Source organism: Streptomyces sp. NPDC023481 (assembly GCF_055560195.1).
Map to the genome: position 1 here is coordinate 163,348 of NZ_JBVHJE010000007.1, position 26,255 is coordinate 189,602.

Annotated in this window: 22 protein-coding genes; 12 read left to right on the forward strand and 10 right to left on the reverse strand. The window is 71.6% G+C overall.

The genetic code is table 11. From position 1 onward, the window contains the following. Positions 1 to 93 precede the first annotated feature (93 nt). Positions 94 to 1,749 carry a Stk1 family PASTA domain-containing Ser/Thr kinase gene (locus tag ACZ3ZD_RS16720; RefSeq protein ID WP_467397546.1) on the reverse strand — a complete coding sequence of 552 codons (1,656 nt, stop codon included), beginning with the start codon at positions 1,747 to 1,749 and terminating at the stop codon, positions 94 to 96. A gap of 343 nt (positions 1,750 to 2,092) precedes the next feature. Between ACZ3ZD_RS16720 and ACZ3ZD_RS16725 the strand changes: the two genes are divergently transcribed. Beyond that, positions 2,093 to 3,724: a protein kinase domain-containing protein gene (locus tag ACZ3ZD_RS16725; protein ID WP_467397548.1), complete on the forward strand. Its 1,632-nt coding sequence runs from the start codon at positions 2,093 to 2,095 to the stop codon at positions 3,722 to 3,724. Positions 3,725 to 3,775: 51 nt separating this feature from the next. On the opposite strand, the gene ACZ3ZD_RS16730 is transcribed toward ACZ3ZD_RS16725, so the two are convergent. After that, positions 3,776 to 4,822 (reverse strand): phosphotransferase, encoded by a 1,047-nt coding sequence (locus ACZ3ZD_RS16730; protein WP_467397550.1) that lies wholly within the window; start codon positions 4,820 to 4,822, stop codon positions 3,776 to 3,778. 502 nt (positions 4,823 to 5,324) lie between these two features. Here ACZ3ZD_RS16730 and pdhA point away from each other — a divergent pair. The 4 genes from pdhA to ACZ3ZD_RS16750 all read left to right on the forward strand — a co-directional run bounded on the left by pdhA (position 5,325) and on the right by ACZ3ZD_RS16750 (position 9,930). Next, a complete protein-coding gene (gene pdhA / locus ACZ3ZD_RS16735; protein WP_467397553.1) occupies positions 5,325 to 6,560 on the forward strand; it encodes a pyruvate dehydrogenase (acetyl-transferring) E1 component subunit alpha in 1,236 nt (411 codons plus the stop codon). Between the two features lies 1 nt (position 6,561). Further along, on the forward strand, positions 6,562 to 7,539 hold the full coding sequence (locus ACZ3ZD_RS16740) for an alpha-ketoacid dehydrogenase subunit beta (protein WP_467397555.1): 978 nt from the start codon (positions 6,562 to 6,564) through the stop codon (positions 7,537 to 7,539). 9 nt (positions 7,540 to 7,548) lie between these two features. Continuing rightward, positions 7,549 to 8,955: a dihydrolipoamide acetyltransferase family protein gene (locus tag ACZ3ZD_RS16745; protein WP_467397557.1), complete on the forward strand. Its 1,407-nt coding sequence runs from the start codon at positions 7,549 to 7,551 to the stop codon at positions 8,953 to 8,955. 210 nt (positions 8,956 to 9,165) lie between these two features. After that, positions 9,166 to 9,930, forward strand: coding sequence for a hypothetical protein (locus ACZ3ZD_RS16750; RefSeq protein WP_467397560.1), 765 nt, complete (start codon positions 9,166 to 9,168; stop codon positions 9,928 to 9,930). Between the two features lie 34 nt (positions 9,931 to 9,964). Here ACZ3ZD_RS16750 and ACZ3ZD_RS16755 read toward each other — a convergent pair whose 3' ends face one another. The 3 genes from ACZ3ZD_RS16755 to ACZ3ZD_RS16765 all read right to left on the reverse strand — a co-directional run bounded on the left by ACZ3ZD_RS16755 (position 9,965) and on the right by ACZ3ZD_RS16765 (position 12,374). After that, a complete protein-coding gene (locus ACZ3ZD_RS16755) occupies positions 9,965 to 11,029 on the reverse strand; it encodes a DUF1648 domain-containing protein (protein WP_467397562.1) in 1,065 nt (354 codons plus the stop codon). Beyond that, positions 11,026 to 11,373: a GntR family transcriptional regulator gene (locus ACZ3ZD_RS16760; RefSeq protein WP_467397565.1), complete on the reverse strand. Its 348-nt coding sequence runs from the start codon at positions 11,371 to 11,373 to the stop codon at positions 11,026 to 11,028. Before ACZ3ZD_RS16760 ends, ACZ3ZD_RS16755 begins: the two co-directional genes overlap by 4 nt. A 98-nt stretch (positions 11,374 to 11,471) precedes the next feature. Continuing rightward, positions 11,472 to 12,374: a D-alanyl-D-alanine carboxypeptidase family protein gene (locus tag ACZ3ZD_RS16765; protein WP_467397566.1), complete on the reverse strand. Its 903-nt coding sequence runs from the start codon at positions 12,372 to 12,374 to the stop codon at positions 11,472 to 11,474. A 190-nt stretch (positions 12,375 to 12,564) separates the two neighbouring features. Here ACZ3ZD_RS16765 and ACZ3ZD_RS16770 point away from each other — a divergent pair, with 190 nt between their 5' ends. Both ACZ3ZD_RS16770 and ACZ3ZD_RS16775 read left to right on the forward strand, forming a co-directional pair. Next, positions 12,565 to 13,239, forward strand: coding sequence for a GntR family transcriptional regulator (locus tag ACZ3ZD_RS16770; protein WP_467397569.1), 675 nt, complete (start codon positions 12,565 to 12,567; stop codon positions 13,237 to 13,239). Continuing rightward, on the forward strand, positions 13,236 to 14,546 hold the full coding sequence (locus ACZ3ZD_RS16775) for an MFS transporter (RefSeq protein WP_467397571.1): 1,311 nt from the start codon (positions 13,236 to 13,238) through the stop codon (positions 14,544 to 14,546). The genes ACZ3ZD_RS16770 and ACZ3ZD_RS16775 overlap by 4 nt, the downstream gene beginning before the upstream one ends. Before the next feature lie 31 nt (positions 14,547 to 14,577). Here ACZ3ZD_RS16775 and ACZ3ZD_RS16780 read toward each other — a convergent pair whose 3' ends face one another. Next, a complete protein-coding gene (locus tag ACZ3ZD_RS16780; protein ID WP_467397574.1) occupies positions 14,578 to 15,402 on the reverse strand; it encodes a maleylpyruvate isomerase family mycothiol-dependent enzyme in 825 nt (274 codons plus the stop codon). Positions 15,403 to 15,585: 183 nt separating this feature from the next. Here ACZ3ZD_RS16780 and ACZ3ZD_RS16785 point away from each other — a divergent pair, with 183 nt between their 5' ends. Beyond that, complete coding sequence (locus ACZ3ZD_RS16785; protein ID WP_467397576.1) at positions 15,586 to 16,410, forward strand: carbon-nitrogen family hydrolase; 825 nt, start codon at positions 15,586 to 15,588, stop codon at positions 16,408 to 16,410. Between the two features lie 18 nt (positions 16,411 to 16,428). On the opposite strand, the gene ACZ3ZD_RS16790 is transcribed toward ACZ3ZD_RS16785, so the two are convergent. Next, the gene (locus ACZ3ZD_RS16790) at positions 16,429 to 16,923 is read right to left on the reverse strand and encodes an LURP-one-related/scramblase family protein (RefSeq protein WP_467397578.1); all 495 of its coding nucleotides are present in this window, start codon (positions 16,921 to 16,923) and stop codon (positions 16,429 to 16,431) included. A 190-nt stretch (positions 16,924 to 17,113) separates the two neighbouring features. On the opposite strand from ACZ3ZD_RS16790, the gene ACZ3ZD_RS16795 reads away from it, so the two are divergent. Together ACZ3ZD_RS16795 and ACZ3ZD_RS16800 are read left to right on the forward strand one after the other, a co-directional pair. Next, a complete protein-coding gene (locus tag ACZ3ZD_RS16795) occupies positions 17,114 to 18,853 on the forward strand; it encodes an RICIN domain-containing protein (protein ID WP_467397581.1) in 1,740 nt (579 codons plus the stop codon). Between the two features lie 192 nt (positions 18,854 to 19,045). After that, positions 19,046 to 20,887 carry a thioredoxin-like domain-containing protein gene (locus tag ACZ3ZD_RS16800; protein WP_467397583.1) on the forward strand — a complete coding sequence of 614 codons (1,842 nt, stop codon included), beginning with the start codon at positions 19,046 to 19,048 and terminating at the stop codon, positions 20,885 to 20,887. Here ACZ3ZD_RS16800 and ACZ3ZD_RS16805 read toward each other — a convergent pair. From ACZ3ZD_RS16805 to ACZ3ZD_RS16815, 3 genes are all read right to left on the reverse strand, one after another. Next, positions 20,875 to 21,123, reverse strand: coding sequence for a DUF6458 family protein (locus ACZ3ZD_RS16805; protein ID WP_467397586.1), 249 nt, complete (start codon positions 21,121 to 21,123; stop codon positions 20,875 to 20,877). The genes ACZ3ZD_RS16800 and ACZ3ZD_RS16805 overlap by 13 nt on opposite strands. A gap of 66 nt (positions 21,124 to 21,189) precedes the next feature. Further along, positions 21,190 to 22,494: a M18 family aminopeptidase gene (locus ACZ3ZD_RS16810; protein ID WP_467397588.1), complete on the reverse strand. Its 1,305-nt coding sequence runs from the start codon at positions 22,492 to 22,494 to the stop codon at positions 21,190 to 21,192. Positions 22,495 to 22,587: 93 nt separating this feature from the next. Then, positions 22,588 to 24,414 (reverse strand): acyl-CoA dehydrogenase, encoded by a 1,827-nt coding sequence (locus ACZ3ZD_RS16815; protein WP_467397870.1) that lies wholly within the window; start codon positions 24,412 to 24,414, stop codon positions 22,588 to 22,590. 162 nt (positions 24,415 to 24,576) lie between these two features. Between ACZ3ZD_RS16815 and ACZ3ZD_RS16820 the strand changes: the two genes are divergently transcribed. Both ACZ3ZD_RS16820 and ACZ3ZD_RS16825 read left to right on the forward strand, forming a co-directional pair. Next, complete coding sequence (locus ACZ3ZD_RS16820) at positions 24,577 to 25,044, forward strand: SseB family protein (RefSeq protein ID WP_467397590.1); 468 nt, start codon at positions 24,577 to 24,579, stop codon at positions 25,042 to 25,044. A gap of 135 nt (positions 25,045 to 25,179) precedes the next feature. Further along, positions 25,180 to 26,151: a pirin family protein gene (locus ACZ3ZD_RS16825; RefSeq protein ID WP_467397593.1), complete on the forward strand. Its 972-nt coding sequence runs from the start codon at positions 25,180 to 25,182 to the stop codon at positions 26,149 to 26,151. The last annotated feature ends 104 nt before the right edge of the window (positions 26,152 to 26,255 follow it).

A 26,255-nucleotide genomic window follows, 5' to 3' on the forward strand; every position in this document is an offset into this window, starting at 1 on the left:
CTGCACACGTAGGGCCCGGCGGACGACCGCCGGGCCCGACTCATCCGTGGATCCCGTCCGGACCGCCGGGCCCGGCCCACGCCCCCGCGCGGGTCACTGCGGCGGATTGCCCGTGGACACGCTCAGCTCGATGCTGTCCAGGTTGTCGGGGTCGACGTCGGTGCCCTCGGTGGGGAACTGGTCCAGGACGGTCCCGTCGCCCCAGGTGTTGTCGTCCTGGGGCTTGGTCTTCCACTTCCAGCCCGCGGCCTGCAGGCACTCCTTCACGGACTGGATGTCCTTGAAGCGGAAGTCGGGCAGCTGGATCTTCTTGGGGTCCTTCCACGACTCCTGCGGATCGGTGCACTTGCTCTTGTCGATCCGCCGGGTGCGGTCCGGTCCGCGGTAGCCCGCGCGGTGGGATGCGGACGCCGAGGCGCTCGCTCCGCCGGAGCCGGCCCCGGTGTCGTCGCCGGCGTTCTTCACCGTCAGCGCGACGACCAGCCCCGCCACCACGATGGCCGCCACGGCCACCGAACCGACGACCACCGGCCGCTTCCTCAGGCCGCCGCCGGACGGACCGGCCGGCCGGCCCGCGGCCTGCGGCGCGATCGTGTACGGCGGCGGGGTCGGCGCGCCGGCCTGCGGGCCGTAGCCCACCGAAGGCGGCTGGTAGCCCTGCTGCGGGTAGCCGTAGGACGCGGCCGCGGGCGTCGGGTGGCCGTACGGGTTCGGGGCCGGAGTCGGGGCGGGGCCCGGCTGGTACGGCGTCTGGACCTGCCCGTGCGGTGCCGGGGCCGTCCGGTCGACCGGCGGGAACACCGCGGAGCCGACGCCCGAGCCGCTCTGCGTCGGACCGGCGCCCGGCGCGATGCTCGGCGGGGCCGCCTGGAAGGAGGCCGCGACCCGCAGGCACTCGGCGCGCATGGACTCGGCGGTCGGGAAGCGCTCGTTCGGGTTCTTCTTCAGGGCGCGGGCGACCAGCGCGTCCACCGCGGGCGGCAGCGCGCGGTTGACCGAGGAGGGCGCCACCGGCTCCTCCTGCACGTGCGCGTACGCGATCGCCAGCGGCGAGTCCGCGTCGAACGGGAGCCGTCCGGTCACCAGCTGGAACAGCATGATGCCGACCGAGTACAGGTCGGCGCGGGCGTCCACCCCGCGGCCGAGGGCCTGCTCGGGCGAGAGGTACTGCGGGGTGCCGACGACCATGCCGGTCTGGGTCATGGAGGTGACGCCGGACTGCATGGCGCGCGCGATGCCGAAGTCCATCACCTTGACCACGCCGCGCTTGGTCACCATCACGTTGCCCGGTTTGATGTCGCGGTGGACCAGCCCCATCTCGTGGCTGATCTCCAGGGCCGCGAGCACGTCGGCGGTGACCTTCAGCGCCTTGTCGGCGGGCATCGCGCCGAACCGCCGGATGTCCTCCGCCAGGACCGAGCCCAGCGGCCGGCCCTCGACGTACTCCATGACGATGTACGGCGTCGCCATGCCGTTCAGCGTGTCCTCGCCCGTGTCGAAGACGGAGACGACATTGGTGTGCGTGAGCTTGGCCACGGCCTGCGCCTCACGGCGGAAACGCTCGCGGAAGGCCTGCTCGCGGCCCAGCTCGGTGTGGAGCGTCTTGATGGCGACCTGGCGGTCCAGCACCGCGTCGTACGCCAGGTGGACCGAGGCCATGCCGCCCTCGCCCAGCAGGTCGCGCAGCTGGTACCGGCCCCCGGCCAGGGACTGCCCCGCGTACCGGCCCTGTGTGCCGTCCTGGCTCATCTCTCCGCGTCCCCCACCGGCCGCCCCCCGCCGTCAGCCGGCGGACGGGCCTTGATCGCATGTGTCATTCCCGGCCAAGTCTGCCCCAGGGCACTGACAGGTCAAGCTCGCTGCCCGTTCCGTGACCGTACGCGCAAGAAGCGTCGCGCAAGCGTTACAGGGGTCGTACGACGGGCGCACAGAATTTGCACGACAGCGCGTGCTAGAGGTTTCATGGCCGGTCAGTCTCGGGTCGGTTCCGGTTCCCGTTCCGAACCGGTGGCTCCCGCGGAGGCTGTAGCGTGGCCGACGGAGACCGTGACAACACCGCGCGCACCGCGGGCAGAAACGACGGCGAGGACTGATGGCACAGACGCAGCGCTCTCAGGGCCCGTCCGACCCCGAGGCGACTGGCGGCGGCATGTCTGACGCGCCGGAGATGTGGGGCAACGGAGGGCTCGTCGGCGACGGCCGGTACCGGCTCACGCACCGGCTGGGCCGGGGCGGCATGGCCGAGGTGTTCGCGGCCGAGGACGTCCGTCTGGGCCGCACGGTCGCGGTCAAGCTGCTGCGCGCGGACCTGGCCGAGGACCCCGTCTCCAAGGCCCGTTTCACCCGCGAGGCGCAGTCGGTCGCCGGCCTCAACCACCACGCGATCGTCGCCGTGTACGACTCCGGCGAGGACGTCGTGGGCGGCCAGTCCGTGCCGTACATCGTCATGGAGCTGGTCGAGGGACGCACCATCCGCGACCTGTTGCTGAACGCCGAGGCGCCGGGACCCGAGCAGGCCCTGATCATCGTCTCCGGTGTGCTGGAGGCGCTCGCCTACTCGCACCAGCATGGCATCGTGCACCGTGACATCAAACCGGCGAATGTCATCATCACCCACAGCGGCGCCGTCAAGGTGATGGACTTCGGCATCGCCCGCGCCCTGCACGGCGCGTCCACGACGATGACGCAGACCGGCATGGTCATGGGCACCCCGCAGTACCTCTCCCCGGAGCAGGCGCTCGGCAAGGCCGTCGACCACCGCTCCGACCTGTACGCGACCGGCTGCCTGCTGTACGAACTGCTCTCCCTGCGGCCCCCGTTCACCGGCGAGACCCCGCTGTCGGTGGTCTACCAGCACGTCCAGGACATCCCGACCCCGCCGTCGGAGGTCTCCGAGGGCTGCCCGCCGGAGCTGGACGGCCTGGTCATGCGCTCCCTCGCCAAGGACCCCGACGACCGCTTCCAGACCGCCGAGGAGATGCGCGGCCTGGTCCAGTACGGCCTGCAGATGCTGTACGACCAGGGCGGCCACACCGGCACCTGGAACACCGGCCCGGTGGCGGCGCACGACGGCCGGCAGACCCCGGCGGCCGGTTTCGCCGGGACGACCGTCATGCCGCACCCCGGCGACGGCGGCGGCACCGCGCAGATCCCGCAGCCCATCCTGCCCACGGGCTACGGCGGCGGCGACGAGGGCGGCTTCGAGGGGCACGGCAACAAGGGCAGCGGACGCGGCAAGCTGTGGATCCTCGCCGTCCTCGCGGTCATCGCGATCGCGGCGGGCGTCGCGCTGGCGGTGAACCGCGCGAACAACGACGGCGGCAACGGCACCGACACCAAGCCGAAGACGACGCACTCCAAGAGCACGAAGAAGGAGACGCCCTCCTCGACGCCGTCCGACGAGGACACCGGCCAGCCCTCGAAGTCCTCCACGGAGACCGGTTCGGGCTCGGGCACGGGCTCCGGCTCCGGCTGGCCGCAGGAGTCCACGCCGTCGTCCACCCCGTCGCAGTCGGCCAGTTCGACGCCGAGCAACGAGCCGTCGGACCCGCAGACCACGCCGTCGAAGCCCACGGACCCGACGAACGGCGGCACGGACGCGGGCACCACCGCCGGCGGCACGGACGCCGGTACCACCGCCGGCGGCACGGACGCGGGCACCGGTGACGCCGGGGCCACCGAGGGCACCACGACCGACGGCAGCACCGGCGACACCACCGGTTGAAGCGAGCCTCCGGTGACCGGACCGGCGTCACCCTGAGATGACGCCGGCCGCTCACCCCACGAACGCGTCGCACACCGCGTCGTACTCGCGCGTCCACCATCCGGCGAGCGCCGACGCGGCGGGGAACTGGCAGTCCGCGCGCGTGTCGCCGCGCTCGTAGTGCCAGCGCAGCATCCAGAAGTCGTTCAGCCGCTCCCACCACACCCGGTGCACGGCCGCCGCAAGCCCCGAGGGCGTGTCGCCGGCCGCGCGCCGGTACGCGCGCGCGTAGGCACGTACTTTCGGCAGGTCCAGCGTTCCGCCGGGCCGCACGAAGAAGATGACGGCGGCGCGTACCGCCTCCTCCGCGCGCGGCTGCACGCCGAGTCGGTCCCAGTCCACGATGGCCGCGGGGGCGTCGTCGTCCTTGTAGAGCAGGTTGAACGGGTGGAAGTCGCCGTGCACCCAGCCCACCGAACCGCCGCGCGGCGGGCGCCGGTCCGCGTGCTGCTCCAGGAGCGCGCGGCGCTCCAGCAGCCGGTGCCGGGCGAGTTCGTCGAAGGCGTCGGCGGGCCGGTGCCGGCGCACGTGGGCGAGCAGGTCGTCGATGAGGGCGAAGGTGTCGGCCGGGTCGGCGCTCTCCACGGGGTGCGGGCCGGTGGCCGGCCGGGTGCGCCCCTTGGGCGGCATCACCCGCTCCAGGCAGGCGTGTACGGCGCCCAGGAGCGCCCCCAGGCGTGCGCTCTCCCCGCGGGTGAGCTGGCCGCCGTGGCGGTGCCTGCCGTCGATCCAGGGGTGCAGGGCGTAGGCGCGGCCGCCGATGACGGCGACCGTGCGGCCCTCGCGGTCCGCGAGCGGCGGGGCGACCGGGACGCCGAGGTCGGCGAGGCGCTGGGTGGCCCGGTGCCGGCGTTCGATGGCGACGGGGTCGGCGGTGTCCGGGTCGAAGTGGTGCTTGAGGAAGTAGCGGCCGCGGGTGGTGCACAGCCGGTAGCCGCGGTTGAGGAGTCCCTGGTCGACCGGCTCACAGGTGAGGGCGGTTCCCGCGGCGTAGAGGCGGAGCAGGGCGCCCAGAGGGGGTGCGTGGGAACCGGGGGGTGGTACACATGAGCGCGGCACGCGCCAGATGTTAGGGCACGCGCCGCCCCCGTGAGCTGGGCCTTGTCACAGGCAGTCGCCGACGGTCGCATTCGGTCACGAGAGTGCTTTCCGGCTCGCGCGCGGGTGACGTCCGGCCGTCATGGGCGCGCCGATCGGAATCCCGTGATCGGAAAAACCCCGACTTTTCCTGCTTCGTCTACGAGGCCCGTCTCACATGAAACCCTTCCCGTGACCTGGGTGCGCGGGATAACGTGCGGGTGCTCCGGAGTGGCGCAAGGCTGTGACCAGGCGCTTTCACACCACCTCGATTTACTTGGAAATCCAAGCAAAATCGCAGGTCAAACGGGGTTTCACAGAAATGTGAGGCACTGGGTAACGTGATGGTTGCAGGGCGCTCGCCGGGGCACCTGTCACGCCTGTTCCCGGCCGAGTGGCACCCACCCCGTGCCCGGTGGTCGAAACAGGTGAGCCGCACTGGCCTACCGGCAACCCCGGGGGCCGGAACGACGGAGGAGCACACGTGACCGTGGAGAGCAGTGCCGCGCGCAAGCCGCGACGCAGCGCCGCAGGCAAGGCCGGCACCACCGGCAGCGAGACCGGCACCGCCGGCACGTCCGGAGCCACCGGCACCAAGCGCACCACCCGTACCACCCGCAGCACCGCGAAGAAGAGCACCGACCCGGAACTCGTGCAGCTCCTGACGCCCGAGGGCAAGCGGGTCAAGAACGCCGAGTACGACCCCTACGTCGCCGGCATCACCCCCGAAGAGCTCCGCGGCCTGTACCGCGACATGGTGCTCACCCGCCGCTTCGACGCCGAGGCCACCGCCCTGCAGCGCCAGGGCGAGCTGGGCCTGTGGGCCTCCCTGCTGGGCCAGGAGGCCGCCCAGATCGGCTCCGGCCGGGCCACCCGCGAGGACGACTACGTCTTCCCGACCTACCGCGAGCACGGCGTCGCCTGGTGCCGCGGGGTCGACCCGACCAACCTGCTCGGCATGTTCCGGGGCGTCAACAACGGCGGCTGGGACCCGAACAGCAACAACTTCCACCTGTACACGATCGTCATCGGCTCCCAGACGCTGCACGCCACCGGCTACGCGATGGGCGTGGCCAAGGACGGCGCGGACTCGGCGGTCATCGCCTACTTCGGCGACGGCGCCTCCAGCCAGGGCGACGTCGCCGAATCGTTCACCTTCGCCGCGGTCTACAACGCCCCGGTGGTGTTCTTCTGCCAGAACAACCAGTGGGCGATCTCCGAGCCGACCGAGCGCCAGACCCGCGTGCCGCTCTACCAGCGCGCGCAGGGCTACGGCTTCCCGGGCGTCCGGGTCGACGGCAACGACGTGCTGGCCTGCCTGGCGGTCACCAAGCGGGCACTGGAGCGCGCCCGCAGCGGCGAGGGCCCCACCCTGGTGGAGGCGTTCACCTACCGCATGGGCGCCCACACCACCTCCGACGACCCCACCCGCTACCGGGGCGACGAGGAGCGGCTGGCCTGGGAGGCGAAGGACCCGATCCTGCGCCTCCGCCGGTATCTGGAGACCTCACACCACGCGGACGAGGGATTCTTCGCGGAACTCGAGAGCGAGTCCGAGTCGTTGGGCAAACGAGTGCGCGAAGCGGTCCGCGCCATGCCCGACCCGGACCACTTCGCCATCTTCGAGAACGCGTACGCGGACGGGCACGCGCTCGTCGACGAGGAGCGCGCCCAGTTCGCCGCCTACCAGGCGTCGTTCGCCGATGAAGGGGGTCACTGAGATGGCCGAGAAGATGGCGATGGCCAAGGCCATCAACGAGTCGCTGCGCCGCGCCCTGGACACCGACCCCAAGGTGCTGGTCATGGGCGAGGACGTCGGCAAGCTCGGCGGCGTGTTCCGGGTGACCGACGGTCTGCAGAAGGACTTCGGCGAGAGCCGGGTCATCGACACCCCGCTCGCCGAGTCCGGCATCGTCGGCACCGCGATCGGCCTGGCCCTGCGCGGCTACCGCCCGGTGGTGGAGATCCAGTTCGACGGCTTCGTCTTCCCGGCCTACGACCAGATCGTCACCCAGCTCGCCAAGATGCACGCCCGCTCGCTGGGCAAGGTCAAGCTGCCGGTCGTCGTCCGCATCCCCTACGGCGGCGGCATCGGCGCGGTCGAGCACCACTCGGAGTCGCCGGAAGCGCTGTTCGCCCACGTGGCGGGCCTGAAGGTGGTCTCGCCGTCGAACTCCTCCGACGCCTACTGGATGATGCAGCAGGCCATCCAGAGCGACGACCCGGTGATCTACTTCGAGCCGAAGCGGCGCTACTGGGACAAGGCCGAGGTCGACCCCGAGGCGATCCCCGCCCCGCTGCACAAGGCGCGCGTGGTCCGCGAGGGCACGGACCTCACCCTGGCGGCCTACGGCCCGATGGTGAAGCTGTGCCGGGAGGCCGCGGACGCGGCGGCCGAGGAGGGCAAGTCCCTGGAGGTCCTGGACCTGCGCTCGGTCAGCCCCCTCGACTTCGACTCCGTCCAGGCCTCGGTGGAGAAGACCCGCCGCCTGGTCGTGGTGCACGAGGCCCCGGTGTTCTTCGGCTCCGGCGCGGAGATCGCCGCCCGGATCACCGAGCGTTGCTTCTACCACCTGGAGGCCCCGGTCCTGCGGGTCGGCGGCTACCACGCGCCGTACCCGCCGGCGCGCCTGGAGGAGGAGTACCTGCCGGACCTGGACCGTGTGCTCGACGCCGTCGACCGCTCGCTGGCGTACTGAGGAGAGGTCGTGACGACGATGACGGAAGCGTCCGTACGCGAGTTCAAGATGCCCGACGTGGGCGAGGGACTCACCGAGGCCGAGATCCTCAAGTGGTACGTGCAGCCGGGCGACACGGTGACGGACGGCCAGGTGGTGTGCGAGGTCGAGACGGCGAAGGCGGCCGTCGAACTGCCCATCCCCTACGACGGCGTGGTCCGCGAGCTGCGTTTCCCCGAGGGCACCACGGTGGACGTGGGCACGCCCATCATCGCGGTGGCGGTGGGCGGCGGTGACGCGCCGGAGGCCCCGGCGGCCCAGCCCGAGGCGGCACCCGCCCCGGCGAAGGAGGAGCCGAAGCCGGAGGGCCGCCAGCCGGTCCTGGTGGGCTACGGCGTGGCGACCTCCTCCACCAGGCGCCGCCCCCGCAAGAGCCCCGAGGCCGGCGTCCCCGCGCCGGCGCAGGCCATCCAGGCGGAGCTGAACGGCCACGGCGGCGCGGTCGCCGGCAAGCCGCGTCCGCTGGCCAAGCCGCCGGTGCGCAAGCTGGCGAAGGACCTGGGCGTCGACCTGGCCGCGATCATCCCGTCCGGCCCGGACGGCGTCATCACCCGGGAGGACGTCCACGCGGCGGCCACGCCCCGGACGGCCGAGCAGACGGCCCCGGCCGCGACGGAGGCCCCGGCGGCCCCCGCCACCGCGACGGTCCCGGCGCCCGTGGCGTCGTACGACACCGCGCGCGAGACCCGGATCCCCGTCAAGGGTGTCCGCAAGGCCACCGCGCAGGCGATGGTCGGCTCGGCGTTCACGGCGCCGCACGTCACCGAGTTCGTGACGGTGGACGTCACCCGCACGCTGAAGCTGGTCGAGGAGCTGAAGCAGGACAAGGAGATGCAGGGCCTGCGGGTCAACCCGCTGCTGCTGATCGCCAAGGCCCTGCTGGTAGCCATCAAGCGCAACCCGGACATCAACGCGTCCTGGGACGAGGCCAACCAGGAGATCGTGCGCAAGCACTACGTCAACCTGGGCATCGCGGCCGCCACCCCGCGCGGCCTGATCGTCCCCAACGTCAAGGACGCGCACGACAAGACGCTTCCGCAGCTGGCGGAGGCGCTGGGCGAGCTGGTGTCCACGGCCCGCGAGGGCAGGACGTCCCCCGCGGCGATGCAGGGCGGCACGGTGACCATCACCAACGTCGGCGTCTTCGGCGTCGACACGGGCACGCCGATCCTCAACCCGGGCGAGTCGGCGATCCTGGCGGTCGGCGCGATCAAACTCCAGCCGTGGGTGCACAAGGGCAAGGTGAAGCCGCGTCAGGTGACGACCCTCGCGCTCTCCTTCGACCACCGCCTGGTGGACGGGGAGCTGGGCTCCAAGGTGCTGGCCGACGTGGCGGCGATCCTGGAGCAGCCGAAGCGGCTGATCACCTGGTCGTGAGGTTGGCGGCGGCGAGCGTGCCCACCGGCTAGGCTCGGCGTCAGGAGGGGACGGCCGCAACTTTGGCTTGCGACCGCCCCCTCTCTTTCTCAGCCCTGATCGAGCACGTACACCCGCGATCCGTCCCTGATGTGGTGTCAGGGGTTACTCCGGGGTCGGTCGGGGAGGTCACGGATGGTGACGGGGTGACGACGGCGGCACGCTGGTGACATGACGAAATCCGCTGCCGTCCCTCCCGCTTCCGTCACCGCCCGTCAGGGTGCCGCCCGCCGTGTCGCCGCCGTGGTGGGCGCCACCGTCCTCGTCGGTGCGGCCGCGGTGGCCGCGCCGGGCGTCGCCTACTCCGCGCCCCGCTCCGCCGGCGCGTCGGCGGCCGGCTTCCGTGACTGCCCTCCGCTGCCCGACGGTGTCGACGCGGCTCGCTGGCGATGCGAAGTGCACACCGCCTCGCCGCGCTTGACGCTGGGCAAGATGAAGGTGACGCTCGCCCCGATCACCATGACCCACGCCGAGGGGCCCCTGCCGGACGGCAGCAAGGGGCAGGTGTGGGGGGCGATGCACAGCGCGCCCACACCCGTGCCGGGAGGGTTGACCGGAACCCCGGCAGGCGAACACGTGCCGGCCCTGGCGATGGCGATACACGCGGAGTACGGCGGCCGGTCCGACTTCTACACCGGACAGTTCAGCCTGCGCTTCCGCCTCCTGGGGCCGCTGCTGTCGCACGACTGCGTGATCGGGGCCGGCGCACCCGTCGACTTCCAGCTGAAGCGCTCGGGCCCCTCCAAGTGGGTGTCCCAGGACCCGCCGGTGATCGAGTTCTCGGCATACGACGACACGTTCAGCGCCCCGGCCGCCGCCCACTGCGGACCGCTCGACCGGGCTCTCGACCGACGGCTCGGTCTCCCGGCGGCCGAAGGGAACCTGATGGCGTACGACGCCTCGTACACCTTCAAGACCTACGACGAGCTGTCGTGAGGCGGTCTCGTCCAGGCCCGCCGGTTCGCGGGTGTCAGCCGGGCTGCCGGGCGCGGAGCGCGTTCAGCAGGGCGGCGCCCCGCTCGGCGTCGTCCACGCTCACCGCGAAGTCGGTACGCCGGCCCCGGGGGCGTACGACCAGGCAGTCACCGGCGCGGAGCATCACCGTCGTACCGAGGCCGCTGAGACGGTAGCCCCAGCCGCCGACCTGGGACGGCAGCCGCGGCTCGGCCCGGGCGGACTCGATGGCGGCCAGGGGCCAGCGGCGCACGGGTCGGCCGAGCGGACCGAACGCCACCTCCAGGCCGGCCTCCGACACCGTCGCCCGGACCGAGGAGAAGGCCGCGCCGGCGAGCGATGTGGCCGTGCACGCCGCGCACACCGGCCACAGCACGGCGGGGTCCGCCAGATCGGCGGCCAGGGCGACCAGCGCGAGGGCGGCGATCAGGCCGGCCGCCGCCGCCAGCAGTCCCAGCCAGGGGTTGGCGGCGCGGGAGAACCACACCAGGTGCTCGCCCGCGGGCAGGTCCAGCGCGGGGGTGGCGGTGGCCGGTGCGGCGGTGTTCCGGGTGGTCAGCCACCAGGCCACCACGAGGGCGACCGCCGTCGCGGCCAGCACCGCCACCACACCGAGGGCCGGCTGACGGGCCGTGTGCCAGTCCGTGTGGTCGAGGTTCGCCCGGATGACGCAGACCTGGGCGCCGACGAGAGCCGCGCCGGCGGGCGCCAGCGTGATGGCCCGCCAGGGGCGCACGGCGGGCCGGGAGCGGCGCCGACGCACGGTCACCGCGAGGGCGGTCACCAGCCAGACGCCCGCGGGGAACAGGGAGGCCGCCCACAGCGGCATCGAGCCGTCGGGGACGTCACCGCCGCTCCAGTGGGTGGCCAGCCGGTCGGGGAGCCGGTCGTGCGCGACCCAGGGCAGGCCGGCGAGCACGGCCGTGACGGCCACGGTCGAGCCGGCGAGCGCCCAGCGCGCGGCCCGGCCCCGGTGGGTGCCCCCCTGGGCGGGTGGTTTCCCGTGGCCCCCGCCTCGGCCGTCGCCGGGGCCGTCCGGCTCCCTGCCGTGCCCCTCGTTCCCGGCGTGCCCGTGCGTCATGAGGTCCCCCGGATCATGTCGATGAGGTCGGTACGGCTGTAGCCCAGCCGGGATGCCTCGGCTACCAGCTCGCGCACCCGGATCTGGAGGCCGGAGCGCCGGGCCGCGCCCTCGGCGACGGTGATGCCCCGGCCCCGGCGGAACTCCAGCAGGCCCTCGTCGCGCAGTTCGCGCAGGCCGCGCAGGACGGTGTTGACGTTGATGTCCAGGGCCGCGGAGAGATCGCGGGCCGAGGGCAGCCGGTCGCCCGCGCGGCACTCGCCGTCGGCGACGGCGCGCCGGATCGCCGACGCCACCTGCGTGTGCAGGGGGCGGGTGTCGGTCTGGTCCAGACGCAGCAACATGGTGCTAATGACAGTAGCACCATATGGGGGATGACTCCGGGGGGAGCGGAAAGGGCCCGCCGCTTTCCGCGACGGGCCCTTCCGGAGGTGAGGAGATGTCAGCCGAGCTTGGCGAAGCCGTAGCCGAGGAGCTTCTTCGCGTCCGTCTCGCGCTGCGTGATGGAGGTGGACGCGAGGACGGTGCCGATGACGGTCCTGCCGTTCCGGGTGGCGGCGAACACCAGGCAGTACTTGGCCTCCGGCCCGGAGCCGGTCTTCACGCCGATGGTGCCGCTGTAGCTGCTGAGGAGCCCGTTGGTGTTCTTCCACGCGGCCATCGTGCGGGTGCCGCCCGACTTGGTGACCGTCTTCGCGGTGTACGACTTCGTCTTGACGATCGTGCGGAACGTGGAGTTCTTCATCGCGCTGCTGGCGATCTTCGTCAGGTCGCGCGGCGTCGAGTAGTTGCCGCCGTTGCCGATGCCGTCGAACGAGTCGAAGTGGGTGTTCTTCAGGCCCAGGTTCTTGGCGGCGGTGTTCATCTTGCCGATGAAGGACTTCACCCGCGCGGAAGTGGTGGAGCCGGAGCCGTACTTGTCGGCGAGGGCGTACGCGGCGTCGCAGCCGGACGGCAGCATCAGCCCGTACAGCAGCTGACGGACGGTCACCCTGTCGCCGACGATCAGGTGCGCCTGGGAGGCGTTGTTCTTGACGACGTAGTCGCTGTAGATCTTCTGGATCGTGACCTTGGCGTCGAGGTTGAGGTTCGACTGCGCGAGGACCACCTTGGCGGTCATGATCTTGGTGGTGGAGCCGGTGGAGCGCTTGGTGTCCGCCGCCTTGGTGTACAGCGTCGAGCCGTTCGCGTTGTTCATCACGTAGCCGCCCTTGGCCACGATGGAGGGCGCGGTGACGGCCTGCGCGGGCGCAGCGGTGAGGGCGCCGGTGGCGAGCAGCGCGCCGGAGGTGACGGCGACGGCGGCGGCTCGGCGGAGGCGGATGCCCTGGATGCCGGTAATCAAAGTGATATACCTCGAATGTCGTGAATGCCCCTGGGGTGCGGCCTAGTTGAGCTGGCAACGGAAGGGTGCCGCATGGGTGTGACACGTAAGTAGCACAGAAGGTTGTGCGGCCGCTTCGGCGGGGTCCTCGTCACGTCCGCATGATGGACGACAGTGTCCCTTGCGTACGTGTTGTATCTATGCTGTGGGCATGAACACGGCCGTCGAGCAGCCCGCCCCGCAGTCCCTCAAGCCGCCCCCCGCCGCCGACCGCGTGTACGCCCACGTCAAGCAGGGTGTCCTCGACCGTCGCTACGAGGGCGGGGCGCTGCTCACCGAGGGCGAGCTGGCCGAGGCCGTCGGGGTCTCGCGCACCCCCGTCCGGGAGGCGCTGCTGCGGCTGGAGGCCGAGGGCCTGATCCGGCTGTACCCGAAGAAGGGCGCCCTGGTCCTGCCGGTCTCCGCGCAGGAGATCGCGGATGTGGTGGAGACCCGGCTGCTGGTCGAGGAGCACGCGGCCCGCAAGGCCGTACCCGCGCCGCCGGGCCTGCTGGAGCGGCTGACCGAGCTGCTGGAGCAGCAGAAGGCGCAGGCCGCCGCCGGTGATCTGGCCGCCGCCGCGATCACCGACCGCTGCTTCCACGCCGAGATCGTGCGCAGCGGGGGCAACGAGATCCTGTCCCGGCTCTACGACCAGCTCCGCGACCGCCAGCTGCGGATGGGCGTGGCCGTCATGCACTCCCACCCCGACCGGATCGCCAAGACGCTCGCCGAGCACGGGAAGATCCTGGACGCGCTGCGCGCCGGGGACGCGGAGGCGGCCGTGGACATCGTCCACCGGCATGTGGGCTGGTTCTCGCACCTCGCGCGGGGTGAGGTCCGATGAGCGCTCCGGCGCGCAACGCCACCACTCTTCCGGGGGACCCGCCGGGCGGTCGCCCGGCGGTCGTCGTGTGGTCCATAGGTGTGGCGGTCTACTTCGTCGCCGTCATCTTCCGGACGTCCCTGGGCGTGGCCGGCCTCGACGCGGCCGCCCGCTTCCACGTCAACGCCTCGGCCCTGTCCACGTTCTCCATCCTCCAGCTGCTGGTCTACGCGGGCATGCAGATACCCGTCGGCCTGCTGGTGGACCGCCTCGGCACCAAGAAGGTGCTGAGCATCGGGGCGGTCCTGTTCACCGCCGGGCAGCTGGGCTTCGCCTTCTCCCCCTCGTACGGCACGGCGCTCGCCTCCCGCGCGCTGCTGGGCTGCGGCGACGCGATGACGTTCATCAGCGTGCTGCGGCTCGGCTCCCGCTGGTTCCCGGCCCGGCGCGGGCCGCTGGTCGCGCAGTTCGCGGGCCTGGTCGGGATGGCGGGCAACCTGGTCTCCACCCTGGTCCTGGCCCGGCTGCTGCACGGTATCGGCTGGACGGCGGCGTTCGCGGGCAGCGCGCTGGCGGGCGTGGTCGTCCTGGTCCTGACCCTGCTGTTCCTGAAGGACCACCCCGAGGGCCAGGAGCCGGAGCCGTCCCCGCACCGGGGCGCGGCCTACGTCCGCCGGCAGATCGCCGCGGCCTGGCGCGAGCCGGGCACCCGGCTGGGCCTGTGGGTGCACTTCACCACCCAGTTCCCGGCGATGGTGTTCCTGCTGCTGTGGGGCCTGCCGTACCTCGTCGAGGCGCAGGGCCTCAGCCGCGCCACGGCCGGCGAGCTGCTCACCCTCGTCGTGCTCTCCAACATGGTGACAGGGCTGGTCTACGGCCAGATCGTCGCCCGGCACCACGGGGCGCGGCTGCCGCTGGCGCTGGGCACGGTCGGCGCCACCGCGCTGCTGTGGGCGGCGACGCTGGCCTATCCCGGCGACCACGCGCCGATGTGGCTGCTGCTGGTGCTGTGCACGGTGCTCGGCGCGTGCGGTCCGGCGTCGATGCTCGGCTTCGAATTCGCCCGGCCGGCCAACCCGCCCGAGCGTCAGGGCACGGCGTCCGGCATCACCAACATGGGTGGCTTCGTCGCCTCCATGACGACCCTGTTCGCGATCGGCGTGCTGCTGGACGCGACCGGGGACGACTACACCGTGGCGTTCAGCGTCGTGTTCGTGCTCCAGGCGCTCGGGATCAGCCAGATCCTGCGGCTGCGGGGGCGGGCGGCCCGGCGGGAGCGGGAGCGGCTGGTGGCCAGCCGGGTGGAGACGGTGCACGTCCCCGCCTGAGGGTCCGGTGCCGCGGCCGCGGGCGCCCGTCCTACGGGGTCACCGCGAAGTGGCGCAGGATCGCCGCCGCCAGGTCCTGGTCGCCCTCCGTCTTCACCCGGTCCGCCACCGCCTCGGCGCCGACCCGGCCGCAGGCCAGGCGGACGTAGGTCTCCCAGTCGAGGGTGAGCGTGGCGGCGGGACCGAGCGCGGGGACGGTCTCCACGGTGCCGCGGCCCTGGATGTCGACGCGGACCGTGCGCAGGAACTCCACCGGCCCGTGCACGTCGAACACGATCGCCGAGCTGCGCGGGGCGTTCGCGTCGTGCGCGACGACCCTGGGCAGCACCTCCAGCAGCACGTCCCGGGCGACGTACGCGCCCGGCGAGTCCAGGTTGCCGGGGCGGCCGAGGGCGGCGCGCAGGTCCTGCTCGTGCACCCACACGTCGAACGCCCGGTTGCGGTAGGCCTGTTCCAGGGTGATCTCGGTGCCGAGCGGTCCGCGCACCAGGGTGGCGGGGTCCCGCGACTCGTTGCGCAGCTGGCGGTTGCGGCGGATGACCGTGTACTCCAGCTCGGCCGTCATCTCCGGTGACGTGTGGTGACGGCGGACGTCGACCTGCATCTCCATGTAGCGCTGGTGCTCGGTGGTGACGTGGAACAGGTCGCGCGGCAGGGCGTGGATGGGGCGCGGGTCGCCGAGCATCTCGCAGTCCATGCCGATGACATGGGACACGATGTCCCGCACGGACCAGCCGGGGCAGGGTGTCCGCCGGTTCCACTCACCCTCGACGAGCGGCTGCACCATCTCGGATATCGCTTCGATGGAGTGCGTCCAGGCGTCGGCGTAGGGCTGGAGGGTGGGATGCAGACTCACGGAACGGGACCCCTCGGCGGTCGGTACACGGGCGGGTTGTGGCGGCGTTGCCAGTGGGCGGCGGCTGCACTTCGGCGGGTGTCTCGGGAGGCTAAGTTACGCTGCTGAGAGGCACCCCGGCAGTGCTTTCGTGTGACGATCGTAGGCCTGTGTGGACGACTCCAATGCCAGGACGGTGGTAGTGTGCGCGCCTCGCTGATCCAGATCGCCGTGGACGAGGACGAACCGGTCGACTCCCGGCGCCGCCGCGCGGCCGCGCTGGTGCGGGAGCAGCGCGGGGCCGACCTCGTGGTCCTGCCCGAGCTGTGGACCACCGGGGCCTTCGCCTACGAGGAGTTCGGCCGGGAGGCCGAGCCGCTCGAAGGGCCGACGTACGAGGCGATGGCCAAGGCGGCGAGCGACGCGGGCGTGTGGCTGCACGCGGGCTCCCTTCCCGAACGGGCACCGGCCGGCAGCGGCTCCGCCGCGGACGAGACCACCCTCTACAACACGTCTCTCATCTTCTCCCCCTCCGGTGAACTGGCCGCGGCCTACCGCAAGATCCACCGCTTCGGCTTCGACCAGGGCGAGGCGGTGCTGATGGGCGCGGGCCGGGACCTGGTGACGGTCCCGCTGCCCGGGACCACGCTCGGCCTGGCCACCTGCTACGACCTCCGGTTCCCCGAACTCTTCCGCGGACTCGTCGACGCCGGCGCCGAGATGCTGGTGATCCCGGCGGGCTGGCCCGAGCGGCGACGCGCGCACTGGACGCTGCTGGCCCAGGCGCGGGCGGTGGAGAACCAGGCGTTCGTGCTCGCGTGTGGAACGGCCGGGACCCACGCCGGAGTTCCCCAGGCGGGTCACTCGATCGTGGTGGATCCGTGGGGCGAGGTGCTCGCCGAGGCCGGCTCCGCGGAGGAGGTCCTCACCGTGGACCTCGACCCGGCGAAGGCCGCCGCGACCCGGGAACAGTTCCCGGCGCTCAAGGACCGGGTGCTCGGCCTGGACACGCCCCACCGCAGGCGCTGATCCGGAGCCGGCTCCGGATCAGTCCTCCTCGCCCTCCTTCTCGGACAGGTGGATCACACACACCGCCACCGCGATGAGCAGCGCCGGGTCGGCGTCGTCCCGTACGACGTCCACGCCGTAGGTGTCGCGGATGCTCAGCCAGCGGCGGGAGATCACCGCGAGGAGTTCGCCCTCGTACTCCACGGCGAACTCGCGGTCCAGGATCTTTCCGCTGACGTCCAGTTCGGTGCCGTCCACCAGTGAGACGCGGTAGTGGTTGCGCAGCAGGCTCAGCCGCTTGCGCCGGATGCGGGCCAGGGGCTCGCCGTCCCGTTCGATCACCATGGTGTCGCGCAGGGCGAGCATCTTCTGGTGGATGTCGATCAGGACCCGCCCCTGGGCGTCCTTCAGCTCGAAGGTGTCGCGCAGCCGCATCGCCTTGCCGTCGACGAGGTACACCTTCCGGCCGTGTTCGTCCTCGATCCACCAGTCGTCACCGATGCCGAGGATCCGGTCGCGCACGAGGAATCTCATACGGGTCATGCTTCCCCGACATCGGCCGATTCTCCCGGAAACACCGTGTTCCGTCCCGAAGGCGGTGAGCGAAGCCCCGGTAGCGGAGAAAACCCGCGGCTGGGCGGCAACCTTTCCGGCCCCGCGGACCACTGGGTGGTGTCGGGCCGGGTGGTCCGGCCAGACGCGACGGACGAAAGAGAGAACAGGCGTGTCCCTTGAACGAGAACCCGGACATGTCCCCGGGCCGCCGACGCCATCGGAGGCGTCCCGCGCCGGCCGCCCGAAGCACCGTGGCCGCCGGCTGCTCGCGCGCCGGGGTTTCTGGGCGGCCCTCGTCATGGTGGTCGTGGCCGGCTCCGCCGTGGTGGTCAGCCAGGCCTCGGCGGACACCCTGGACCTGAAGAAGTGGTACGTGCTGGTCAACCGCAACAGCGGCAAGGCCCTCGACGACCGCGCCTTCGCCACGAACGACGGCGCGGCGGTGGTGCAGTGGGCGCGCACCGGCGCGGCCAACCAGCAGTGGCGGTTCATCGAGGCGGGCGACGGCTACTACCGGCTCCAGAACCGGACCTCCGGCAAGGTGCTGGACGACCGCGACTGGTCGAAGAGCGCCGGCTCCGACCTCGTGCAGTGGAGCGACCACAACGGCGCGAACCAGCAGTTCGAACTGGCCGAGTCGTCCGGTGGCCACGTTCGTCTGATCAACCACCACAGCGGCATGGCCGTCGGCGTCCAGAGGGCCGCCAGGACCGACGGGGCCGCCGTGGTCCAGGACCGTGACCGGGGCGGCGCCGAGCAGCAGTGGCAACTCGTCCCGGCCGGGTCCGTCGGCACGCCCCAGTCGTCCCCCGCGCCCGGTGGCGGCGGCTCGGCGACGCGGTTCATGGGCAGCAGTACGGTGCTCGTCGGCGGGTCGATGTCCGACGCGTCGGCGACCGCCGCGCCGTTCGACGTGCGCTACGCCTATGTGCACAGCCGGCCCGCCCCTTCGGCGTCGTACTACTCGGCATCGCTCTGCCAGGCCGCCTGGTCGAGCTGGTGGGGCTGCTGGGGCGGCGACACGACGGCGCCCGGCAGTTACGTGACCTGGTCGGACGACCACGTGGCCAAGGCGACCTACCAGGGCAGGTCGCGCCCGCAGAGGTTCTTCTGGACCTGGTACTCCCTGCGCGACCTCGGGGACCTGGCGGGATCGGGCGACGGTCCGGGCGAGGTCAAGGCCATCAACAGGACCGACCTGCTGACCCGGTACATGAACGACTACCGGTTCTTCCTGCAGAAGATCGGTACGTCGCACGACATGATCGACCTGGAGCCCGACTTCTGGGGCTACGTCCGGTCGCTCGGCGATCCGCACAAGGTCCCCGCGCAGGTCTCGGGCGCGAACCCGACCGACTGCGCGGCGCAGGAGAACAGCGCCGCCGGACTCACCCGCTGCCTGGTCTCGATGGCGCACACCTACGCGCCGAACGCCACTGTGGGCATGCACCTCTCCTGCTGGGACTGGCAGAGCAACACGCAGGGGTGCGTCAAGGACTACGCGAGCCTCGGGGCGCGGAACGCCGACTTCCTGGTCGCCGACGTGTCGGACCGCGACGCGGGCTGGTACGCGCAGCCGGCCCACGGCGGCCACGACGACTTCTGGACCGACCAGAAGGCCGCCGCCTCGCTCAAGTTCTACCGGACGATGGCCGAGTCCGTGGGCAAGCCGGTGGTCCTGTGGCAGATCCCGGTGGGCAACATGGCGCAGAACAACACCCGCAACCACTACAAGGACGACAAGGTGGACTGGTTCTTCGCGCACATGGACCAGGTGGCGCAGGCGCACGTCGCCGGCCTGCTCTTCGGCGCGGGGCAGGAGGAGCAGACGTCGGTCGAGTCCGACGGCGGCAACCTGATCAGGAAGACGATCGCCTACCACGACGCGGGCGGTACGGCGCTCAAGTAGGCGGGGCGGGACAGAGCGCCGTGGTCCCACCGGTACGGCCGGCAGCTCGCCTGCCGGCCGGTCCCGGGGCAGACCGGCAAGGTGATGGTCACCGCGGCCCTCACCGGCATCACCACCTCGTCCACCAGGACCGATCGCAGTTGTCCACAGGCACTCGAACGGTTGTCGGCCACGGGTGGCACCCTTGGATCCATGACCGACACCGCACCCCGACGCGCCCGAGTACGCGCCCCCGAGCTGATCGGCAAGGGCGGCTGGCTGAACACGGGAGACCAGCAGTACACCCTTGCCGACCTGCGCGGACGCATCGTCGTCCTGGATTTCTGGACCTTCTGCTGCATCAACTGCCTGCACGTCCTGGACGAGCTGCGCGAGCTGGAGGCCGAGCACCGGGACACGCTCGTGGTGATCGGGGTGCACTCGCCGAAGTTCGTGCACGAGGCCGAGCACCAGGCCGTCGTGGACGCCGTGGAGCGCTACGGCGTGGAGCACCCGGTCCTGGACGACCCGGAGCTGGCCACCTGGAAGCAGTACGCGGTCCGCGCCTGGCCGACGCTCGTGGTGATCGACCCCGAGGGGTACGTCGTCGCCCAGCACGCCGGCGAGGGGCATGTGCACGCCATCAAGCGCCTGGTGACCGAGCTGGAGGCCGAGCACGAGGCCAAGGGCACCCTGCGCCGGGGCGACGGGCCGTACGTCCCGCCGGAGCCCGAGCCGACGACCCTGCGCTTCCCCGGCAAGGCCCTGCTCCTGCCGTCCGGCCACTTCCTGGTCAGCGACACCACCCGGCACCAGCTGGTGGAACTGGCCGAGGACGCCGAGACCGTCGTACGGCGCATCGGCTCCGGCACGCGCGGGTTCGCCGACGGCGGCCGGGAGGAGGCGTCCTTCAACGAGCCGCAGGGCCTCGCGCTCCTCGACGACGGCTCGGTGGTGGTCGCCGACACCGTGAACCACGCCCTGCGCCGGCTGGACCCGGCCACCGGCGAGGTGACCACCCTGGCCGGCACCGGCACCCAGTGGTGGCAGGGCTCGGCGACCTCGGGGCCGGCCCGTGAGGTGGACCTCTCCTCGCCGTGGGACGTGGCGGTCTTCGGCGGCCGGGTGTGGATCGCCATGGCCGGCGTCCACCAGCTGTGGACGTACGACCCGGCCACCCGGACCGTCGCCGTGGCCGCGGGCACCACCAACGAGGGCCTGGTGGACGGGCCCGGCGCCGAGGCCTGGTTCGCCCAGCCCTCCGGCCTCGCGGCGACCGGGGAGCGGCTGTGGCTGGCCGACTCCGAGACCAGCGCCCTGCGCTGGGTGGACCTCGACGGGCACGTCCACACCGCCGTCGGCACCGGCCTGTTCGACTTCGGCCACCGGGACGGGGCCGCGGACCAGGCACTCCTGCAGCACCCGTTGGGCGTCACCGCCCTGCCCGACGGCTCGGTCGCCGTTGCGGACACCTACAACCACGCCCTGCGGCGCTACGACCCGGCGACCGGCGAGGTCACCACCCTCGCCACGGACCTGCGCGAGCCCAGCGACGCCGTGCTCGCCGGGGAGGACATCGTGGTCGTGGAGTCGGCCCGGCACCGGCTGACCCGGCTGCGGCTGCCGGAGGAGGCGGTACGGGTGGAGTCGGTAGCCCACCGCACCCGGCGCGCGGCGACCGAGGTCGCTCCGGGCAGGCTGCGGCTGGACGTGATCTTCCAGGCGCCCGCGGGACAGAAGCTGGACCAGCGCTACGGCCCCTCGACCCGGCTGCTGGTGTCCTCGACGCCGCCCGAGCTGCTGCTCAAGGGCGACGGAGCGGACACGGACCTCTCCCGCGAGCTGGAGCTGAACCCGGCCGTCACCGAGGGCGTCCTGCACGTCTCCGCGATGGCGGCCTCCTGCGACGACGACCCGGCCAACGAGTACCCGGCCTGCCATGTCCACCAGCAGGACTGGGGCGTCCCGCTCCGCCTGACCGAGGGCGGGGCGGACCGCCTGCCGCTCGTCCTGGCGGGCCTGGACGAGCAGGAGGCGGCCCCTCAGACGCCGTAGCCGTCGGAGTAGCCGTCGACGCGGTGGTGGCGCGGTTCCTCCTCCACCACCGGCGTCGGCGGTACGACCACGCGGCGGCGGCGCGCGATGCCGCTGAAGGTCGCCACCCCGATCAGGCCGACGGCCATCAGGATCAGGCCGACGACCGTGATGTTGACGCCCTGCATGTGCCAGTCGGTCGCGAACGTGAGAATGGCCCCTACGGCGATGAGGATGATGCATCCGCCGAGCCCCATGAGACCTCGCCTCCCCTTCCGGTTCCGGAGTCTCCGGTGTCGTGCGGGTACCCGGCGAGGCCCCGACTAGCCCTCCAGGAAGGCCGTCAGGGCGTTCGCGAGCAGGAACGGGTCGTCGGCGCCGCACAGTTCGCGCACGCTGTGCATGGAGAGGATCGCCACGCCGATGTCGACCGTGCGGATGCCGTGCCGTGCCGCGGTGATCGGGCCGATGGTCGTGCCGCACGGCATGGAGTTGTTGGAGACGAAGCTCTGGAAGGGGACGTCCGCCTTCTCGCAGGCCGCGGCGAACACCGCGCGGCCCGAACCGTCCGTGGCGTAGCGGTTGTTGACGTTGACCTTGAGGATCGGGCCGCCGTTGACCCGCGGGTGGTGCGTCGGGTCGTGCCGCTCGGCGTAGTTGGGATGCACCGCGTGACCGGTGTCGGAGGACAGGCAGACCGAGCCGGCGAGGGCGCGCGCCCGGTCCTCGAACGAGCCGCCGCGCGCGAACACCGAGCGCTCCAGCACCGATCCGAGCAGCGGGCCGTCCGCGCCGGTGTCCGACTGGGAGCCGTTCTCCTCGTGGTCGAAGGCGGCCAGCACCGGGATGTGGCCGAGCGGGGTGCCGGAGGACGCGACGGCGGTGAGGGCGGCGACACCGGCGTGCACGGACAGCAGGTTGTCCATGCGCGGGCCGGCGACCAGTTCCCGGTCCCGGCCGAGGTAGGCCGGCGGCTCCACCGGATGCGTCATCAGGTCCCAGCCGGCCACCGAGCCCGCCGCCAGCCCGGCCTCCTGCTCCAGGAAGGCGATGAGGTCGCCGTCGAGCACGTCGTCGCCGAGGCCCCACACCGGCTGCAGGTGCCGCTGCTTGTCCAGCTTGAGCCCCTCGCCGACCGAGCGGTCCAGGTGGATGGCGAGCTGCGGCACCCGCAGCAGCGCCCGGTCCACGTTGACCAGGACCGAGGAGCCGTCGCGCAGCGACAGCCGCCCGGCCAGGCCCAGGTCCCGGTCCAGCCAGGAGTTGAGCAGCGGCCCGCCGTAGATCTCCACGGCGACCTGGCGCCAGCCCTGCGTCCCGCTGTCCGGGCGCGGCTTGACCCGCAGGCTCGGGGAGTCGGTGTGGGCGCCGATGATGTGGAAGGGGGTGTGCGGCTCGGCGCCCTCGGGCACGTACCAGGCCACGATCGCGCCGCCGCGCTGCACGTACCGGCCGCCGTGGCCGGATGCCGCGGCGTCCCAGGCGTCCGTCTCCGCGACCTGCCGGAAGCCTGCCTTCTCCAGCCGCTCGGCGGTGTTCGCCACGGCGTGGTACGGCGACGGGCTCGCCGCCAGGAAGGACATCAGGTCGTCGGTGTGGCCGCGGTCGAAGCGGGCTGGTGCGCTCATGGATTCACCTTAACGACGTGCGCGGGCCCGCTCCCGGAAAGAGAGCGGGCCCGTGCGAGGAATCGGCGGGGACGTCCAGAACGTCCGGGCGGGCTAGAACGCGGCCTCGTCCAGCTCCATGAGGTCCAGCTCGACGCTGCCGGCGACCTTGCGGGCGAGGGTGACGCCGGGCAGGACGTTCGCCGCGAAGAACTTCGCCGCGGCGATCTTGCCGGTGTAGAAGGCCTTGTCCTTCGCGGAGGCCGTCTCCAGCTTCTCGGCGGCGATCGCGGCGCCCTTGAGGAGCAGGTAGCCGACGACGACGTCACCGGAGGCCATGAGCAGGCGGGTGGTGTTCAGGCCCACCTTGTAGATGTTCTTGGTGTCCTGCTCGGTGGCGGCGAGGTCGGTCAGCATCAGGCCGACGATCGCCTCCAGCTCCACGGCCGCCTTGGCCAGGTGCTCGCGGGCGCCGGCCAGCTCCTCGCCGCCGGTGCCGAGCGCCAGGAACTTCTTGATGTCCTCGGCGAGGGAGTTCAGCGCGGCGCCCTGGTTGCGGACGATCTTCCGGAAGAAGAAGTCCTGGCCCTGGATGGCCGTGGTGCCCTCGTAGAGGGTGTCGATCTTGGAGTCCCGGATGTACTGCTCGATCGGGTACTCCTGCAGGAAGCCGGAGCCGCCGAAGGTCTGCAGCGACTGGGCGAGCTGCTCGTAGCCCTTCTCGGAGCCGTAGCCCTTGACGATGGGCAGCAGCAGGTCGTTCAGCGCCTCCTCGGCGGAGGCGTCCTCGCCGTTCGCCTCCTTGAGCTGGATGGCGTCCTGGATGGAGGCGGTGTAGAGGACGAGGGCGCGCATGCCCTCCGCGTACGCCTTCTGCGTGATCAGCGAGCGGCGCACGTCGGGGTGGTGGGTGATGGTGACCTTGGGCGCGGTCTTGTCCATGAAGTTGGCCAGGTCCGGGCCCTGCACGCGCTCCTTGGCGTACTCCAGCGCGTTCAGGTAGCCGGTGGACAGCGTGGAGATCGCCTTCGTGCCGACCATCATGCGGGCGAACTCGATGATGCGGAACATCTGGCGGATGCCGTCGTGCTTGTCGCCGATCAGCCAGCCCTTGGCGGGGTGCTTGTCGCCGAAGGTCATCTCGCACGTGTTGGAGGCCTTCAGGCCCATCTTGTGCTCGACGTTGGTGGCGTAGACGCCGTTGCGCTCGCCCAGCTCGCCGGTCTCGAAGTCGAAGAGGTACTTCGGGACGAGGAAGAGGGACAGGCCCTTGGTGCCGGGGCCGGCGCCCTCGGGACGCGCGAGCACGTAGTGGAGGATGTTCTCCGACATGTCGTGCTCACCGGAGGTGATGAACCGCTTCACGCCCTCGATGTGCCAGGAGCCGTCCTCCTGCTGCACGGCCTTGGTGCGGCCGGCGCCCACGTCCGAGCCGGCGTCCGGCTCGGTGAGGACCATGGTGGAGCCCCACTGCTTCTCGGTGGCGACCTTGGCTATGTGCTTCTGGACCTCGTTGCCCTCCTCGAAGAGGATGCCGGCGAACGCCGGGCCCGAGGAGTACATCCACACGGCCGGGTTGGCGCCCAGGATCAGCTCGGCGTAGGCCCAGATCAGGGAGCGGGGCGAGGTGGTGCCGCCGATCTCCTCGGGCAGGCCGAGCCGCCAGTACTCGGAGTCCATGAAGGCCTGGTAGCTCTTCTTGAAGGACTCGGGGACGGGCGCGGTGTTGGTCTCCGGGTCGAAGACGGGAGGGTTGCGGTCGGCGTCCGCGAAGGACGCGGCCAGCTCGTTCTCGGAGAGGCGGGTCAGCTCCTCCAGGACGCTCTTGGCGGTCTCGACGTCCATCTCCTCGAACGGGCCGGTGCCGTACACCTTGTCGCGCCCCAGTACTTCGAAGAGGTTGAACTCGATGTCGCGGAGATTGGACTTGTAGTGCCCCATGGCGACGGCTCCGTTGAGGGATCGGCGAGGCACTTGGCTCCTCGCAGCTAGTTCACGTACCAACAAGTAGGTACGATGATGCTACCCGTCGGTAATAAGAAGCAACCCCGATCCCGGGATCTGTGACCCACCCCTCGCCCGGTTCTCAGTAGTCTTACGCCCATGTACGGCTACGACCAGAACGTGGGTGCCCAGCAGCAGTACGCCCCGCCCCAGCAGCCGATGGCCGGCGGATACGGGCAGCAGCCGCCGCTGTACCCCGAGCCGTCCCCGCCCTCGCTCGCGGACGCGGTGCGTGCCTTCACCACCGGTCAGATGGCCGCCGAGGACTTCCAGCAGATCTTCGCCACGTCGAAGGTGTACTGCCCGCGCGGTGACACCCCCGGCTTCCTCGCCCTGCACAACACCCAGCAGCCGGTGATCCCGATGTTCACCTCGCTGAAGGAGCTGCGCCGGTACGCGGGCAAGGAGTCCAAGTACTTCGTCATCACCGGCGCCGAGGTGATCGACCTGCTGCCGACCGGCTACGGCTTCGTCCTGGACATGGAGGGGGAGCACCGGATGGTGTTCGACGCGAAGGCGGTGGAGCAGATGGTCGACTTCGCGATGCGCCGCATGTACGGCGGCTGAGCCGCGCCCCGGCGGCCGGCCCGGGCCGCCCCGTGTACACCGAGCCCGGAGGGAATTCCCTCCGGGCTTTCGCTGTTCCGGATGACAAGAAGTTCAACGCTCAACTAAAGTGAGCGCTCCAAGGAGGTACCGACCATGCCTGCAGTGACCGTCGAGAACCCGTTGACGCTGCCCCGTGTGAGCGCTCCCGCCGACGCGGTGGCACGTCCCGTGCTCGCCGTCACGACCGCTCCGAGCGGTTTCGAGGGCGAGGGCTTCCCGGTGCGCCGGGCGTTCGCGGGGATCCACTACCGCCATCTCGACCCGTTCATCATGATGGACCAGATGGGCGAGGTGGAGTATCGGCCCGGGGAGCCGAAGGGCACCCCGTGGCACCCGCACCGCGGCTTCGAGACCGTCACCTACATCATCGACGGGATCTTCGACCACCAGGACTCCCAGGGCGGTGGCGGCACCATCACCAACGGCGACACCCAGTGGATGACCGCGGGCTCCGGCCTGCTGCACATCGAGGCCCCGCCGGAACACCTGGTCGTCTCGGGCGGCCTCTTCCACGGCCTGCAACTGTGGGTGAACCTCCCCGCCAGGGACAAGATGATGGCCCCGCGCTACCAGGACATCCGCGGCGGCTCCGTCCAGCTGCTCACCTCCCCCGACGGCGGCACGCTGCTGCGGGTCATCGCCGGCGAACTGGACGGGCACGCCGGTCCCGGCATCACGCACACGCCGATCACGATGGTGCACGCGACGCTGGCGCCGGGCGCGGAGGTCACCCTGCCCTGGCGGGAGGACTTCAACGGCCTGGCGTACGTCCTCGCGGGCCGCGGTTCCGTCGGCGCCGAGCACCGCCCGATCCACCTGGGGCAGACGGCGGTCTTCGGCGCGGGCTCCTCGCTGACCGTCCGCGCGGACGGGAAGCAGGACTCCCACACCCCGGACCTGGAGGTCGTCCTCCTCGGCGGCCGGCCGATCCGCGAGCCCATGGCCCACTACGGCCCGTTCGTCATGAACACCCGGGAGGAACTCCAGCAGGCGTTCGAGGACTTCCAGAAGGGCCGCCTCGGCACCATCCCCGCGGTGCACGGTATGACCGAGAACGGAATCTGACGACGTAAGGAACCCGACGGCGGAACCCGACGGCGGGAACCGGCGCCCTCCTGGGCGCCGGTTCCCGTGAGCGCCGCGGTCCGGCAGCCGCGCACGTCACCCGG